We start from the raw sequence: 15546 nt of genomic DNA on the forward strand, positions 1-15546 counted from the left end.
GCGTGCCTTACATGCGGAACACGCCGAACTCGGTCTTCTTCGCCGGCGCGTTGAGGCTGGCCGACAACGCCAGGCCGAGCACGCGGCGGGTATCGGCCGGATCGATCACGCCGTCGTCCCACAGCCGCGCGCTGGCGTAGTAGGGATGGCCCTGCGATTCGAACTGCGCGCGGATCGGCGATTTGAAACCTTCCTCTTCCTCGGCTGTCCACTGCCCGCCCTTGGCCTCGATGCCGTCGCGCTTGACCGTGGCCAGCACGCTGGCGGCCTGTTCGCCGCCCATCACGCCGATGCGCGCGTTCGGCCACATCCATAGGAAGTTGGGCGAATAGGCGCGGCCGCACATGCCGTAGTTGCCGGCGCCGAAGGAGCCGCCGATCACCACGGTGAACTTGGGCACCTTGGCACAGGCCACGGCCATCACCAGCTTGGCCCCGTCCTTGGCGATGCCGCCGTGCTCGTATTTGCGCCCGACCATGAAGCCGGTGATGTTCTGCAGGAACACCAGCGGGATGCCGCGCTGGGTGCACAGTTCGATGAAGTGCGCGCCCTTGAGCGCCGATTCGGAGAACAGGATGCCGTTGTTGGCGATGATCCCCACCGGGTAGCCGTGCAGGTGCGCAAAGCCGGTGACCAGGGTGTTGCCGTAGCGCGGCTTGAATTCATCGAAGCGCGAGTCGTCGACGAGGCGCATGATCACTTCGCGCACGTCGTAGGGCTTGCGGGTGTCGGCCGGGATCACCCCGTACAGTTCGCTGGCCGGGTAGCGCGGTTCGACCGCGGCCTGCACGGCCAGGGCCGGTTCGGGCTTGCGCCAGTTGAGCTGGGCGATGATCGCCCGGACCCGGGCCAGCGCCTGCAGGTCGTTGTCGGCCATGTGGTCGGCAACGCCGGAGATGCGCGTGTGCACGTCGGCGCCGCCGAGTTCTTCGGCCGTGACCACCTCGCCGGTGGCCGCCTTCACCAGCGGCGGGCCGCCGAGGAAGATGGTGCCCTGTTCGCGCACGATCACCGTTTCATCGCTCATCGCCGGCACATACGCACCGCCGGCGGTGCAGCTGCCCATCACGCAGGCGATCTGCGCAATGCCCTGCGCCGACAGGTTGGCCTGGTTGTAGAAGATCCGGCCGAAGTGGTCGCGGTCGGGGAATACCTCGTCCTGCAGCGGCAGGAACGCACCGCCCGAGTCGACCAGGTAGATGCACGGCAGGCGGTTCTGTTCGGCCACTTCCTGCGCGCGCAGGTGCTTCTTGACCGTCATCGGGTAATAGGTGCCGCCCTTGACGGTGGCATCGTTGGCCACGATCACGCACTCCACGCCGCTGACCCGGCCGATCCCGGCGACCACGCCGGCACTGGGGATCGGGTCGTCGTACATGCCGTGCGCGGCCAGCGGCGCGATCTCCAGGAACGCGCTGCCCGGATCGAGCAGCGCATCGATGCGGTCGCGCACCAGCAGCTTGCCGCGTGCGGTGTGCTTGGCCCGGGCCGCCTCGCTGCCGCCCAGCGCGGTGCGTGCCAGGGTGGCGCGCAGGTCGTCGACCACCGCCTGCAGCGCGGCGTGGTTGGCCTGGAAGGTGTCGCTGCCCGGTTGCAGCTGGGTGCTCAATACGGTCATGGCAGGGCCCTTACTTGGTGCGCTGGAACAGTTCGCGGCCGATCAGCATGCGGCGGATCTCCGAGGTGCCGGCGCCGATTTCGTACAGCTTGGCATCGCGCCACAGGCGCCCGGTCGGGTACTCGTTGATGTAGCCGTTGCCGCCCAGCACCTGGATGGCCTGGCCGGTGAGCCAGGTGGCCTTCTCGGCCGAGTACAGGATCGCACCGGCGGCGTCCTGGCGGGTGGTGCGGCCCAGGTCGCAGGCGCGCGCCACCGCATACACGTAGGCGCGGCAGGCATTGAGGCCCACGTACATGTCGGCCAGCTTGGCCTGCATCAGCTGGAAGGTGCCGATCGCCTGGCCGAACTGCTTGCGCTCGTGCACGTAGGGCATCACCACATCCATCGCCGCGGCCATCAGCCCCAGCGGGCCGCCGGACAGCACCACGCGTTCGAAGTCCAGCCCGGACATCAGCACCTGGACCCCGCCGCCGACCGCGCCCAGCACGTTTTCGGCCGGTACTTCGCAATCCTGGAACACCAGTTCGCAGGTGTTGGAGCCGCGCATGCCCAGCTTGTCCAGCTTCTGCGCGGTGCTGAAGCCGGGCATGCCCTTTTCGACCAGGAACGCGGTGATGCCCTTGGCGCCGGCGTCCACGTCGGTCTTGGCGTAGACCACCAGCACGTCGGCGTCGGGGCCGTTGGTGATCCACATCTTGTTGCCGTTGAGCACGTAGTGGTCGCCGCGCTTGTCGGCGCGCAGCTTCATCGACACCACGTCCGAACCGGCGCCCGGCTCGCTCATCGCCAGCGCACCGACCTTCTCGCCGCTGCACAGGCCGGGCAGGAACCGCTGCTTCTGGTCTTCGTTGCCGTTCTTGCGCAGCTGGTTCACGCACAGGTTGGAGTGCGCGCCGTAGGACAGGCCGATGCCGCCGGAGGCGCGCGAGATCTCTTCCATCGCCACCACATGGGCCAGGTAGCCCATGCCGCTGCCGCCATATTCTTCTTCCACGGTCAGGCCGAGCAGGCCCTGCTCGCCGAGCTTGCGCCACAGCGCATTGGGGAACACGTTGTCCTCATCGGCCTGGGCGGCCAGCGGGGCGATCTCGGCCGAGGCAAAATGGGCCACGCTCTGGCGCAGCAGGTCGATCTCGTCGCCGAGGTCGAAATTCATGGTGGGGACGTGCATGGTCGACTCCGCAACGGCTGGATGGGGCGCGCCACCTGGAATGGACGGCAACGGCCGTCCGGCGGGCGATTTGGCCCAGCGTAGCGGGGTTTGTCGAAGAAGTGAATACAAATTCAAAAATTGAACATAGAATCAACAAATGGCCTACAAACGCTCTGCATTGATGGAAGAACGCCTCGCCGGAGCCCGCGAACGAATCCTGCTGGCCACCCGCGAGCTGGTGGCGGCCGGCGGCTACCGCAATGCTCCGGTGACCGCCGTGGCGGCCCAGGCCGGGGTTTCCACCGGGCTGATCTACCGCCACTTCCCGTCCAAGGCCGAGCTGTTCGTCGAGGTCCTGACCGCGGCGGTGGACCATGAGCTGCGCATTTTCGAGGCGATCGCGGCCGAACCGCTGCCGGCGCCCGAGCGCCTGCGCCGGGCGATCACCGCCTTCGTGCGGCGCGCGCTGGCCGGGCCCGGGCTGGCCTATGCCTTCATCGCCGAACCGGTCGATCCGGAAGTGGAAGCCGAGCGCATCCGCTGCCGCCGGCTGTTCGGCCAGGTGTTCCACCGCATCGTCGCCGAGGGCATCCAGGCCGGCAGCTTCCCGCCACAGGACAGCCATGTGGCCGCGGCCTGCATCGTCGGCGCCTTCACCGAGGCCCTGGTCGGGCCGACCGCGCCCAGCCGCGATGCGCATGGCGACGAAGATGCACTGGTCGCCTCGATCTGCGATTTCTGCCTGCGCGCTGCCGGCGCCTGAGCGGCGCCCATGCTGCAATGCGATAGACCGGGCCCGCTTGCAGAGCCCGGCCGACGCTGGTCATACTCGGGCGACAAGCCGTGGTCCAACGACTACCAGCCAGGGGTATAGAGAGTGCGGAATTACGACCTCGAGTTCCTGAAACGCTTTTCCATGGTCATCGCGTTATTGATGGCCATCACGCTCGGCCTGATTCTGTTCGCAGCCTACCTGCACACCAGTATTCCCCCGGAAGTCTCACCGTTGGCGGTCAAGCGCACCGAACAACGCATCGCCCCGGCCGGTGCGGTGTATGCCGGCAGCACCGGCGTGGCCGCGCAGGCGGCCGCCAAAGCCGCCGCCATGGCCAAGGCCGCCTCGCAGGTGGCCTATGGCGGTACCACCGACGGCAAGGTGATCTACGACAACCTGTGCACCGCCTGCCATACCAACGGGGTGGGCAAGGCGCCCACGCTGGACCACAGCCACTGGGATGCGCGCATCGCCCAGGGCAAGGACACCCTCTACAAGCACGCGCTGGAAGGCTATACCGGCCCCGACGGCGGGATCATGCCGCCCAAGGGCGGCAACCCGGCGCTGACCGAAGAGCAGATCCACGCCACCGTCGACTGGATGCTGGCCAACCTGAAATAACGGCTTTGCCGGATCAGGCCACCGACGCCGCCGAAGGGCGGCGTTTCACTTTATGTGGTTAGCCTTGCCGCACTTTCCTGGAGTTCCGCTTCCGATGCGCCGTACCCCTCTCGTGTTCGCCCTCGCGCTGGCATTGTCCGCTGCCGTCCATGCTGCTCAGCCGCAGGCTGCCCCCTCGGCGCAGGCCCGCCCGGCCCCGACCACGCCGGCCACGGTCACTCTGACCGCGCCGCCCAGCGACTGGCGCGCGCTGGACGGCCAGCAGGTGCGCATCGCCGCGCCGCTGACCCTGGCCGGCACCGACGGGCTGGCGCGCTTCGGCGAGCTGACCGTGGCCTTCGGCGGCCGTCTCTGGCAGCCCAGCGAAGTGGCCGCCCCGCGCAGTGCCGGGCATTCGCAGGTGACCGCCGACAATGCGCATCGCCGCCTGTTGCTCGACGACGGCAGCGATGCGCGCGATCCCGGCCCGGTGGCCTACCTGCCGGCCGGCGCCAACCTGCGCACCGGCATGGTCCTGCGCAATGTCGAAGGCATCGTGCGGGTGGATGCCAAGGGCACCGCGCGCCTGCAGGTGACCCGGCCGCCGGCGCTGCCGGCGCTGGAGCGCCCGGCGGTGCCGGTGGTGGCCGGCAAGCTGAAGGTGGCGGCGTTCAACCTGGAGAACTTCTTCAACGGCGACGGCCAGGGCGGTGGCTTCCCGACCCTGCGCGGCGCCCGCACGCCGGCCGAACACCAGGCGCAGAAGGCCAAGCTGGTGGGCACCATCAACGCGCTGGGCGCCGATGTGGCCGCGCTGATGGAGCTGGAGAACGATGGGTATGGCCCGCAGTCGGCGATCGCCCAGCTGGTCGATGCACTCAATGCCGACCGTGGCGCCGGCGCCGACTGGCACTTCATCGATGCCGGCAAGGGCCCGGGCGGCAATCCGATCCGGGTCGGCATCATCTACCGCGCCTCCCGGCTGACCCCGGTGGGCGCGCCGGCCACGCTGGAGCAGGGGCCCTTCGGCCCGCACAGCCGGGTGCCGCTGGCGCAGGCGTTCCGTGCCGGCAAGGGCGCACCGTTCGTGGTGGTGGCCAACCATTTCAAGTCCAAGGGCTGCTCCGAAGCGACCGGGGCCGACGCCGACCAGAAGGACGACCAGGCCTGCTGGAATGCGACCCGGGTTGAATCGGCGCGGTTGCTGGACCAGTGGCTGCGTACCGACCCGACCGGCGCCGGCACCGCTGATGCGGTGCTGCTGGGCGACTTCAACGCCTATGCGATGGAAGATCCGATCCGCACCCTGCACGACGCCGGCTGGCGCGATGCCTTCGCCGTGGCCAAGGTCGAGCGCCCCTACAGCTACGTCTACAACGGCATGAGCGGCCGTCTGGACCACGCCTTGCTCAGCCCGGGCATGGCCGCCCGCCTGCGCGGCGCCGCCGAATGGCATACCAACGCCGACGAAGCCGACGACGTGGGCTACCGCGACCGCAATGAAAAGGGCCCGTGGCGCAGTTCGGACCACGACCCGCTGCTGCTGGGGTTCGATCGCTGATCGGTGTATCGACCAACGGTCGATACCTACCGGTGCGCTGACCAACGGTCGATACCTACCGGCGTGTGGACCAACGGTCGATCCCTACCGGGCCGTGCCCCAGGCGATCAGCCCGATCGCCACCACCGCCAGCCCCAGGCCCACGCGGTTCCACACGCTGGTGCGTTCGCCGAACGCGAACACGCCCACCAGCGCGCCCAGCACCACCACCCCGATGTTCATCCCGGCAAACACCACCGCCGGGCTGTCGGGCAGGTGCTGGTGGGCGCGCACGTAGAACAGGATGTTGCCGAAGTTGAGCAGGCCCAGCAGCGCCCCGGCGCCCAGGTTGCGCCAGTGCAGCGGTGAGGCCCGGCGGACGTGCCGCCACAGCTGCAGCGCCAGCATCAGCACAAAGGCCAGGCCGAAGCTGGCGGTGAGCGCGGCCATCGACGGGGTACCCGACAGCGCCACCTGCTTGAGCATGATGTCCACCAGCGCGTAGCCCACCCACACCCCCAGCAGCCACGGCCATGCGCGCTGCCCGCCGGGCTCGGCCGCCGCGCCGCGCGGGCGCACGCTGATCCCCACGATGGCCAGCAGGCCCAGGCCCAGCCCGGCCAGTTTCCAGCCGTTGGCGGTTTCGCCGAACACCAGGAAGGCGGCCAGCAGCGACAGCAGCAGCGACAGGCGCTGGGCCACGTCGCTGCGCACGATGCCGGCACGGGTGACCGCAGCTGCCATCACCAGGAAAATCGTCGGCAGCGTGATCGCCAGCCCCAGCAGGGCCAGCCACGGCGCGTGGCCGGTCTGCAGCATGGCCAGGGACGGGCGCAGCAGCACCAGGCTGAGCACGGCGGCCACCAGGTAGTTCCAGGTCACCACCTGGGCCATGTCCAGCCGCCGGCGTGGGGCCAGCTTCAGCAGGACCGAGACCAGCACGCTGCAGAGAACGCTGAAAACCAGATAGTGCATGTACGGACCCGGCGGTGGCGGCGCTGAAGCACGCGGAGGGACGGTATTATGACGCCATGCACAATCCCCCATTTCCCCAACAAAGCGGTGCGCTGACGCTGGCCGGACCGGTCGGTCCGCTGGATGTCGTGGTCGATCTGCCCGAGGCCGATGTCGCGGTACAGCCGGTGGTGGCGATCGTCTGCCATCCCCTGTCCACCGAGGGCGGCAGCATGCACAACAAGGTGGTGACCATGGCCGCGCGTTCGCTGCGCGACCTGGGCATTGCCACGGTGCGCTTCAACTTCCGCAGCGTCGGCGAGTCGGCCGGCACCTTCGACAACGGCGTGGGCGAACAGGACGACCTCAAGGCCGTCGCCGCCTGGGTACGCGCGCAGCGGCCCGGCCAGGCGCTGTGGCTGGCCGGCTTCAGCTTCGGCGCCTATGTCTCGCTGCGGGCCGCCGGCGAACTGCAGCCGACCACGCTGATCTCGATCGCGCCACCGGCCGGGCGCTGGGATTTCGACGGCGTGCAGCCGCCGGCCCAGTGGCTGGTGATCCAGGGCGAGGAAGACGAGATCGTCGATCCGCAGGCGGTCTATGAATGGCTGGACGGCCTGGATGCCCCGCACGAACTGGTGCGCATGCCCGACACCAGCCACTTCTTCCACCGCAAGGTGGTCGATCTGCGCGGTGCGCTCATGCATGGCGTCAAGCAGTGGCTGCCCAATCCCGCACCCGGCGCGGCACCCGACGCGGCATGAGCGACACCGCGATGACGCCCTCCCAGCGTTACGCCGATGGCGTGGCCCGCGGCGAGTGGCAGAACGACCCGGCCCAGCACGCCGCCCTGGCCGAGCTGGACCGCATCCATGTGGCGCTGGTCGACAGCGCCCAGGACGGCTGGCTGGACCGGTTGTCGGCCTTCTGGAAGAAGCCCGAGCCGGTCAAGGGCCTGTATTTCTGGGGCGGGGTGGGGCGCGGCAAGACCTTCCTGGTCGATCTGTTCTATGACGGCCTGCCGATCGAGCAGAAGTACCGCACCCATTTCCATCGCTTCATGCGCGGCATCCACGAGCGCCTGCGCGAGCACCAGGGGCAGAGCGACCCGCTGGCCAAGATCGCGCAGGAATGGCGCAGCCGGCTGCGGGTGCTGGTGCTCGATGAGTTCTTCGTCACCGACATCGGCGATGCGATGCTGCTGGCGCGGCTGCTCGAGCGCCTGTTCGCCGAGGGCGTGACCCTGGTGACCACCTCCAATACCGCGGTGGAGAACCTGTACCTGAACGGCCTGCAGCGCGACAGCTTCCTGCCGGCGATCGGCCTGCTGCAGACCTACTGCGTGGAACTGTATGCCGAGGGCACCGAGGATTACCGGATGCGCGCGCTGACCCGCTCGCCGGTGTACCAGGCCCCGCGCGATGCCGGCAGCGATGCCTGGCTGGGCTCGCGCTGGGCCGAACTCAGCGGCGGGCAGCCGGCCAAGGCGGGCAACATCGAGATCGAGGCGCGCAAGATTCCGGTGCGCGGGCGCGGCAAGAGCATCGTCTGGTTCGATTTCAAGGCCTTGTGCGAGGGCCCGCGCGGCCCGTCGGATTACATCGAGATCGCCCACGAGTTCAATACCGTGCTGCTGGGCGACATCCCGCACTTCGACACACGCAACGAAGATGCCGCGCGCCGCTTCGTCAACCTGATCGACGAGCTGTACGACCGCCACGTCAACCTGGTCTGCACCGCCACCGACAGCCCGGTGGCGTTGTATTCGGGCCAGCGCCTGCAGGGCGCCTTCGAGCGCACCGCCTCGCGCCTGATCGAAATGCAGAGCGCCGAGTACCTGGGCACCGCGCACCGGGCCTGAACGGGGCGCGCCCCGCGGGCGGGCGCCGGCCGGGGCCGCCGGGGGGCGTTTGTTAGAACCATGTGAGCCGGGTTGTTCTGTTTTCCGTGCCCCTGCGTCGCATCCGGCATGGCTGTTTCGGCCTTGACTGCGCACTCGCTTTCGACGGGTCCGCACCGTTCGTCGGCGCGCCTGGAAGGCGGATCCTTGCGCCGCAAGGGGTTGGCGAAAAACCCTGCATCCGACGTTGACGATCCCCGGTACCCCCACTATCTTGTGGCTGTCGGTCCGGCCAACCACAAGTTGACGGGGAAACCGCCTCCACGCCGATGGCCTGGAGCGCGATCGACAGCCGCACGAAGTACAGCGTGCGGTGCCGGCCGCACCACTCTCGGGGGAGAGGACCGGTGACGCAGGGAAACCGCCCGCAGGCCTGCCTGCGCAGTCGCGGCCCATGCGACACCGAAGGTCCACTCTGAGGGTTGGTGTACCGGTCCTGTGCCAGCAAGCCAGGTGATGCCGTACCACCCCAAATCACGCCAAGAGGATACCGCCGTGAGCACCGAAACCCGCGCAGCCACCGAGCAGGAAAACGACTTCCTGCTGACCTCGCCGCCCACCGCTACCGCCATGAGCGTGACCAAGCGCAACGGTACTACCGAGCTGGTGGACCTGAACAAGATCGTGCGCGCGGTGCAGCGTTGCTGTGAGGGCCTGCATTCGGTGGACCCGATGCGCGTGGCCACCCGCACCATTTCCGGCCTGTACAACGGCGCCACCACCCAGGAACTGGACGAGCTGTCGATCCGCACCGCCGCGCTGCTGATCGGCGAAGAACCCGAATACGGCCGCCTGGCCGCACGCCTGCTGGCCAACTTCATCGCCAAGGAAGTGTCCGGCCAGGAAATCCACGCGTTCTCGCAGTCGGTCGGCCGCGGCCACGAAGTGGGCCTGATCAACGCCCGCCTGCTCGACTTCGTGCAGGTCAACGCGCGCAAGCTCAACGATGCGATCGACCCGAGCCTGGACCTGCATTTCGACTACTTCGGCCTGCGTACCCTGTACGACCGCTACCTGCTGCGCCATCCGCACACCCGCAAGGTGATCGAGACCCCGCAGCAGTTCTTCCTGCGCATCGCCAGCGCGCTGAGCGAAGACGTGCCCGAAACCCTGGCGCTGTACAAGCGCATGGGCAACCTGGACTACCTGCCGTCCAGCCCGACCCTGTTCAACTCCGGCACCACCCACGAGCAGCTGTCCTCGTGCTTCCTGCTGGATTCGCCGCAGGATTCGCTGGAGTCGATCTACGCCAAGTACGGCGACATCGCCCAGCTGTCCAAGTTCAGCGGCGGCATCGGCGTCAGCTACACCCGCGTGCGTTCGCGCGGTTCGCTGATCAAGTCCACCAACGGCCATTCCAACGGCATCGTGCCGTGGCTGAAGACCATGGATTCGTCGGTGGCCGCGGTCAACCAGGGCGGCAAGCGCAAGGGCGCGGCCTGCGTCTACCTGGAAACCTGGCACGCCGACATCGAGGACTTCCTCGAACTGCGCGACAACACCGGTGACGAATCGCGCCGTGCGCACAACCTGAACCTGGCCAACTGGATCCCGGACCTGTTCATGCAGCGGGTGGAGACCGACCAGGAATGGTCGCTGTTCGATCCGCGCGTGGTGCCCGAGTTCACCGACCTGTTCGGCGAAGCCTTCGAGCAGGCCTACCTGCAGGCCGAAGCCCAGGGCAAGGCCCAGCGCACCATCTCCGCGCGCAAGCTGTACTCGCGGATGATGCGTACCCTGGCCGAAACCGGCAACGGCTGGATGACCTTCAAGGACAAGTGCAACCGCGCCAGCAACCAGACCCTGCGCCCGGGCAACGTGATCCACCTGTCCAACCTGTGCACCGAAATCCTGGAAATCACCTCGGCCGAAGAGACCGCGGTGTGCAACCTGGGCTCGATCAACCTGGGCAACCATTTCGACGCGCATGGCGAGTTCGATTTCGACAAGCTGGCCGACACCGTGCGCCTGGCCGTGCGCCAGCTCGACCGCGTGATCGACCTGAACTTCTACCCGATCGAAACCGCCCGCCGCGGCAACCTGCGCTGGCGTCCGGTCGGCCTGGGCTGCATGGGCCTGCAGGACGTGTTCTTCCGCAAGCGCCTGGCCTTCGACAGTGCCGAAGCGCGCGCGCTGTCGAAGAAGATCGCCGAGGCGATCTACTTCCACGCGCTGGAAACCTCGTGCGAGCTGGCCCAGGAACGTGGTAAGCACCCGTCCTTCGCCGACACCCGCGCGGCCAGCGGCGAGCTGCAGTTCGATGCCTGGAACGTGGTGCCCGAAGACACCGCGCGCTGGGATGTGCTGCGCGAGCGCATCAAGGAGCATGGCCTGCGCAACTCGCTGCTGATCGCCATCGCCCCGACCGCGACCATCGCCTCGATCGCCGGCTGCTACGAGTGCGTCGAGCCGCAGGTGTCCAACCTGTTCAAGCGCGAGACCCTGTCCGGCGACTTCCTGCAGGTCAACCGTTACCTGGTGACCGAGCTGAAGAAGCTGGGCCATTGGACGCCGGAAATGCGCGATGCGATCAAGATGGCCGAAGGCTCGATCCAGGGCATTACCCAGATCCCGGAAACCCTGCGCCACATCTACCGCACCGCCTGGGAACTGCCGATGCGCTCGCTGATCGACATGGCCGCCGAGCGCGGCGCGTTCATCGACCAGTCCGCCTCGCTCAACCTGTTCATGGAAAGCCCGAGCATCGGTGCGATGTCGTCCATGTACATGTACGCCTGGAAGCAGGGCATCAAGACCACCTACTACCTGCGTTCGCGTCCGGCCACCAAGATCGCCAAGACCACGATCAGCCAGGGCTCGCACGCTGCGCCGGAAAAGGTGTTCACCCCCGACGAAGCCGTGGCCTGCTCGCTGGAGAACCCGGAAAGCTGCGAGGCGTGCCAGTAAAAGGCGTGCCGGCCCCATGGGCCGGCCTCCGCGGTAGGTACCCACCGTTGGTGGGTACGTAAAAACGATCGGCCCCGCCACACCGCCGGGCATGCCCGGCCGCTGTACCCCAAACACCGCTGACACCGCACGCGCGCAGCGCGCGCGGTGCCGGAAGCCCGCCGCGCACACGCGCGGGTCTTTCGACGCTTCCCCCGGGAAGCTGCCCACCGAACCAAGGAAATCCCCATGGCAGACACGCCGCGCCAGATGTTGCTCGATCCAGGTTTTGAACTGACCCTGCGCCCGATGCGCTACCCGCAGTTCTATGACATGTATCGCAACGCGATCAAGAACACCTGGACTGTCGAGGAAATCAATTTCCAGATCGACATCAGCGACCTGCACAGCAAGATGTCGCCGGGCGAGCGCCACCTGATCCACCGCCTGGTCGCGTTCTTCGCCACCGGCGATTCGATCGTGTCCAACAACCTGGTGCTGAACCTGTACCAGCACCTGAACGCGCCCGAAGCGCGCATGTACCTGTCGCGCCAGCTGTACGAAGAAGCCCTGCACGTGCAGTTCTACCTGACCCTGCTCGACAACTACCTGCCCGACCCGGACGAGCGCGTCAAGGCGTTCGCGGCGGTGGAGAACATCGACTCGATCAAGAAGAAGGCCGACTTCTGCTTCAAGTGGATCGACTCGATCCAGGACCTGCGCCGGATCGAAACCCGCGACGAACGCCGCCAGTTCCTGCTCAACCAGATCTGCTTTGCCGCCTGCATCGAAGGCCTGTTCTTCTTTGCCGCCTTCGCCTACGTGTACTACTTCCGTTCGCGCGGCCTGCTCAACGGCCTGGCCTCGGGTACCAACTGGGTGTTCCGCGATGAAAGCGCGCACATGGAGTTCGCCTTCGAGTGCGTGGATGTGATCCGCGAAGAAGAGCCGGACCTGTTCGACGATGCGATGAAGCAGCAGGTCTATGACATGCTGGCCGAAGCGATCGAATGCGAAGTGCAGTTCGCCGAGGACGTGCTGTCCGGCGGCGTGGCCGGCATTTCCACCCGCGACATGCGCCAGTACCTGCAGCACTGCGCCGACAACCATTTCCACCGCCTGGGCATGGAGCGCAAGTACAACGTGCGCAACCCGCTGAGCTTCATGGAACTGCAGGACGTGCAGGAACTGACCAACTTCTTCGAGCGCCGCTCCTCGGCCTACCAGGTGGGCGTGAAGGGCGAAGTGTCGTTCGACATGTCGTTCTGATTGCAGCGGTTTGCGCGTTAGCGGAAAACCCCGGCAATGCCGGGGTTTTTTGTTGCCCGGAACACGGTAGAGCCATGCCATGCATGGCTGCAGTTCATCCAACCGCCCGCGCGGACTGTGCGGAGGAGGGGCAGTGGCCTATCGAAAGACCCTCCACAACATGGATGTTGTGGAGGAGCCCCCAGGGAGGGGTTCACGGCGTGTCTTGCGATAGGCCGCCGCCCCTCCTCCCCTACCAACGGAAAGACGCCCAACGCTCTGCGCGACCCACTAACGCCCCCTGCCGTATCATCCGCGCCGACCCCACCCTTCCATCGGCCACCGCCATGACCCCAGTCCCCGACATCATCCCGCCCACTGAAATCAGCATGGCCGAGATCGTCTTCCCCAACCACACCAACCACCTGGGCACCCTGTTCGGCGGCCAGGCGCTGGCCTGGATGGACAAGGCGGCCTTCCTGGCCGCCGCGCGCTATTCGCGCCGCACCGTGGTCACCGCGCGCTCGGACCAGGTCGATTTCAAGCTGCCGATCCGCATCGGCCAGATGGTCGAAACCATCGGCCGCATCGTCGAGGTCGGCCGCAGTTCGATGAAGGTCGAAGTGGAACTGATCGCCGAAGACCTGCATACCGGCGAGCGCAAGCTGTGCACCCGCGGCCACTTCGTGATGATCGCCCTGGATGCCGATGGCCATCCCATCGCGGTGCCGCCGCTGCCCGACAGCATCCCCGGCCCGTAAGCCGATTGCGTTGCCGGCCATGCGCCCCCACCTGATCAGCATGCCCAGCCCGCTTGCCGCTTTCATCGACCGCGCCCAGCGCCTGTTCGTGCTGACCGGCGCCGGCTGCAGCACCGACTCGGGCATCCCCGACTACCGCGATGCCGACGGCCAGTGGAAACGCACCCCGCCGGTCACCTACCAGGCCTTCATGGGCGAGCCGGGCACCCGCCAGCGCTACTGGGCGCGCAGCCTGCTCGGCTGGCCGCGGTTCGGCCAGGCGCGGCCCAACGGCACCCATGCCGCGCTGGCGGCGCTGGAGGCACGCGGACAACTGGAAGTCCTGCTCACCCAGAACGTGGACCGCCTGCACCAGCGCGCCGGCAGTCGTGCGGTCATCGACCTGCACGGCCGCCTGGACCAGGTGCGCTGCATGGGCTGCGAGGTCCGCATTCCACGCGAGGACGTCCAGCACCTGCTGCTGGCGTCCAACCCCGGCTGGGACCTGCTCGACGCGGCCCAGGCCCCCGATGGCGATGCCGACCTGGACGGGTTGGATTTCAGCGGTTTCCAGGTGCCGGCCTGCCCACACTGCGGCGGCATCCTCAAGCCGGACGTGGTGTTCTTCGGCGAAAGCGTCCCGCGCGACCGGGTCGCTACTGTCCAGGCGCACCTGGCGCAGGCCGATGCGGTGCTGGTGGTGGGCTCCTCGCTGATGGTCTATTCCGGCTTCCGTTTCGTGCAGGCCGCCGCCAACGCCGGCCTGCCGGTGGCCGCGCTCAACCTGGGCCGCACCCGCGCCGACGAGCTGATCGGCCTGAAGATCGCCGAGCCCTGCGCCGATGCGCTGGCCTTCCTGCTACAGGGCTGAACGGTGCGGGCGTGTACCGCCGCGAAACTGTGATCCATCGGCACGGTTGCCTCGCACGCGCAGCAGGAGTGCAATAGCGGCCGGTTTCCCGTTCCCGCCAGAGTCCCTCCCTTGAGTCAGCTTTTCTCCCCCGTGTCCTTTGGCCCGCTGCAGCTGGCCAACCGCATCGTCATCGCGCCGATGTGCCAGTACTCCTCCACCGACGGCCTGGCCAACGACTGGCACCAGATCCACCTGGGCCAGTTGTCCCAATCCGGCGCCGGCCTGCTGATCCTGGAAGCCACCGCAGTGTCGCCCGAAGGCCGCATCAGCTGGGCCGACCTGGGCCTGTGGGACGATGCCACCGAAGCGGCGCTCAAGCAGGTGATCGACGCGGTCAGGCGCTGGTCGCCGATGCCGCTGGGCATCCAGCTCGGCCATGCCGGGCGCAAGGCGTCCTCGGCACGGCCGTGGGACGGCGGCGGCGCGCTGCCGGCCACCGATCCGCGCGCCTGGACCACCCTGGCCCCGTCGGCGGTGCCGTTCGCGGCCACCGACCCGACCCCGCAGGCCCTGGACGCGGCCGGCATCGATGCGGTCGTGGCCGCCTTCGTCGCCGCCGCCCAGCGTGCCGAACGCATTGGCCTGGACCTGATCGAACTGCATGCCGCGCACGGTTACCTGCTGCACCAGTTCCTGTCGCCGCTGAGCAACCGCCGCGACGACGAATACGGCGGTTCGCTGCAGAACCGCATGCGCCTGCTGGTGCGCGTGTTCGACGCGGTGCGCGAGGCAGTGTCGGCGCGCATCGCGGTGGGCGTGCGCATCTCGGCCAGCGACTGGGTGGCCGGCGGCTGGGACATCGAGCAGACCACCACCCTGGCCCATGTGCTGGATGGCCGTGGCTGCCAGTTCCTGCACGTGTCCAGCGGCGGCAACGACCCGCGCCAGCAGATTCCGCTGTCGCCGGGCTACCAGGTGCCGTTCGCCGAGGCGATCAAGGCGCAGAAGCTGCGCATGCCGGTGATCGCCGTGGGCCTGATCACCGACCCGGCCCAGGCCGAATCGATCCTGCGCCACAGCCATGCCGATGCGATCGCCCTGGCCCGCGGCATCCTCTACGATCCGCGCTGGCCGTGGCATGCGGCCGCCGCGCTGGGCGATTCGCTCGAACCGGCGCCGCAATACCTGCGTTGCGAGCCGCGCGAAGCGCGCGGTGTGTTCATCGCCCCGCCGCGCTGAGCAACCGGTGCGCAGGCACTGGCAGCGGCCGGTGCCT

At 67.9% G+C, this 15546-nt stretch carries 13 protein-coding genes; 10 read left to right on the plus strand and 3 right to left on the minus strand.

The window, feature by feature from the left end; translation table 11 throughout:
* Positions 1 to 7 precede the first annotated feature (7 nt).
* Together AC3ITM_RS01300 and AC3ITM_RS01305 are read right to left on the minus strand one after the other, a co-directional pair.
* On the minus strand, positions 8 to 1618 hold the full coding sequence (locus tag AC3ITM_RS01300) for a carboxyl transferase domain-containing protein (protein WP_489267807.1): 1611 nt from the start codon (positions 1616 to 1618) through the stop codon (positions 8 to 10).
* Positions 1619 to 1628: 10 nt separating this feature from the next.
* On the minus strand, positions 1629 to 2792 hold the full coding sequence (locus AC3ITM_RS01305) for an isovaleryl-CoA dehydrogenase (RefSeq protein WP_489267809.1): 1164 nt from the start codon (positions 2790 to 2792) through the stop codon (positions 1629 to 1631).
* A 139-nt stretch (positions 2793 to 2931) separates the two neighbouring features.
* Between AC3ITM_RS01305 and AC3ITM_RS01310 the strand changes: the two genes are divergently transcribed.
* The 3 genes from AC3ITM_RS01310 to AC3ITM_RS01320 all read left to right on the plus strand — a co-directional run bounded on the left by AC3ITM_RS01310 (position 2932) and on the right by AC3ITM_RS01320 (position 5710).
* On the plus strand, positions 2932 to 3537 hold the full coding sequence (locus AC3ITM_RS01310; protein WP_489267811.1) for a TetR/AcrR family transcriptional regulator: 606 nt from the start codon (positions 2932 to 2934) through the stop codon (positions 3535 to 3537).
* 114 nt (positions 3538 to 3651) lie between these two features.
* Positions 3652 to 4170: a c-type cytochrome gene (locus tag AC3ITM_RS01315; RefSeq protein WP_489267813.1), complete on the plus strand. Its 519-nt coding sequence runs from the start codon at positions 3652 to 3654 to the stop codon at positions 4168 to 4170.
* A gap of 94 nt (positions 4171 to 4264) precedes the next feature.
* On the plus strand, positions 4265 to 5710 hold the full coding sequence (locus tag AC3ITM_RS01320) for an ExeM/NucH family extracellular endonuclease (RefSeq protein ID WP_489267815.1): 1446 nt from the start codon (positions 4265 to 4267) through the stop codon (positions 5708 to 5710).
* A gap of 84 nt (positions 5711 to 5794) precedes the next feature.
* On the opposite strand, the gene AC3ITM_RS01325 is transcribed toward AC3ITM_RS01320, so the two are convergent.
* On the minus strand, positions 5795 to 6664 hold the full coding sequence (locus AC3ITM_RS01325) for an EamA family transporter (protein WP_489267817.1): 870 nt from the start codon (positions 6662 to 6664) through the stop codon (positions 5795 to 5797).
* 56 nt (positions 6665 to 6720) lie between these two features.
* Here AC3ITM_RS01325 and AC3ITM_RS01330 point away from each other — a divergent pair, with 56 nt between their 5' ends.
* The 7 genes from AC3ITM_RS01330 (at position 6721) to AC3ITM_RS01360 (ending at position 15509) form a co-directional block, all read left to right on the plus strand.
* Positions 6721 to 7407 (plus strand): alpha/beta hydrolase, encoded by a 687-nt coding sequence (locus AC3ITM_RS01330; RefSeq protein ID WP_489267819.1) that lies wholly within the window; start codon positions 6721 to 6723, stop codon positions 7405 to 7407.
* Complete coding sequence (gene zapE / locus AC3ITM_RS01335; protein ID WP_489267820.1) at positions 7404 to 8504, plus strand: cell division protein ZapE; 1101 nt, start codon at positions 7404 to 7406, stop codon at positions 8502 to 8504. Before AC3ITM_RS01330 ends, zapE begins: the two co-directional genes overlap by 4 nt.
* 534 nt (positions 8505 to 9038) lie before the next feature.
* Positions 9039 to 11450 carry a ribonucleoside-diphosphate reductase subunit alpha gene (locus tag AC3ITM_RS01340; protein ID WP_489267822.1) on the plus strand — a complete coding sequence of 804 codons (2412 nt, stop codon included), beginning with the start codon at positions 9039 to 9041 and terminating at the stop codon, positions 11448 to 11450.
* A 228-nt stretch (positions 11451 to 11678) separates the two neighbouring features.
* Complete coding sequence (locus AC3ITM_RS01345) at positions 11679 to 12698, plus strand: ribonucleotide-diphosphate reductase subunit beta (protein WP_038691153.1); 1020 nt, start codon at positions 11679 to 11681, stop codon at positions 12696 to 12698.
* Between the two features lie 326 nt (positions 12699 to 13024).
* On the plus strand, positions 13025 to 13438 hold the full coding sequence (locus AC3ITM_RS01350) for an acyl-CoA thioesterase (protein ID WP_489267824.1): 414 nt from the start codon (positions 13025 to 13027) through the stop codon (positions 13436 to 13438).
* 40 nt (positions 13439 to 13478) lie between these two features.
* On the plus strand, positions 13479 to 14288 hold the full coding sequence (locus AC3ITM_RS01355; protein ID WP_489267826.1) for an NAD-dependent protein deacetylase: 810 nt from the start codon (positions 13479 to 13481) through the stop codon (positions 14286 to 14288).
* Between the two features lie 111 nt (positions 14289 to 14399).
* On the plus strand, positions 14400 to 15509 hold the full coding sequence (locus AC3ITM_RS01360) for an NADH:flavin oxidoreductase/NADH oxidase (RefSeq protein WP_489267828.1): 1110 nt from the start codon (positions 14400 to 14402) through the stop codon (positions 15507 to 15509).
* The last annotated feature ends 37 nt before the right edge of the window (positions 15510 to 15546 follow it).

Source organism: Stenotrophomonas sp. KH_029 (assembly GCF_057839765.1).

What these genes read in the sequence shown, in the direction of transcription:
- AC3ITM_RS01310 (WP_489267811.1), top strand. Translation starts at nt 2,932, where the DNA reads ATGGCCTACAAACGCTCTGCATTGATGGAAGAACGCCTCGCCGGAGCC.
- AC3ITM_RS01345 (WP_038691153.1), top strand. Translation starts at nt 11,679, where the DNA reads ATGGCAGACACGCCGCGCCAGATGTTGCTCGATCCAGGTTTTGAACTG.
- AC3ITM_RS01325 (WP_489267817.1), bottom strand. Translation starts at nt 6,664, where the DNA reads ATGCACTATCTGGTTTTCAGCGTTCTCTGCAGCGTGCTGGTCTCGGTC.
- AC3ITM_RS01330 (WP_489267819.1), top strand. Translation starts at nt 6,721, where the DNA reads ATGCACAATCCCCCATTTCCCCAACAAAGCGGTGCGCTGACGCTGGCC.
- AC3ITM_RS01300 (WP_489267807.1), bottom strand. Translation starts at nt 1,618, where the DNA reads ATGACCGTATTGAGCACCCAGCTGCAACCGGGCAGCGACACCTTCCAG.
- AC3ITM_RS01305 (WP_489267809.1), bottom strand. Translation starts at nt 2,792, where the DNA reads ATGCACGTCCCCACCATGAATTTCGACCTCGGCGACGAGATCGACCTG.
- AC3ITM_RS01320 (WP_489267815.1), top strand. Translation starts at nt 4,265, where the DNA reads ATGCGCCGTACCCCTCTCGTGTTCGCCCTCGCGCTGGCATTGTCCGCT.
- AC3ITM_RS01350 (WP_489267824.1), top strand. Translation starts at nt 13,025, where the DNA reads ATGACCCCAGTCCCCGACATCATCCCGCCCACTGAAATCAGCATGGCC.
- AC3ITM_RS01355 (WP_489267826.1), top strand. Translation starts at nt 13,479, where the DNA reads ATGCCCAGCCCGCTTGCCGCTTTCATCGACCGCGCCCAGCGCCTGTTC.
- zapE (WP_489267820.1), top strand. Translation starts at nt 7,404, where the DNA reads ATGAGCGACACCGCGATGACGCCCTCCCAGCGTTACGCCGATGGCGTG.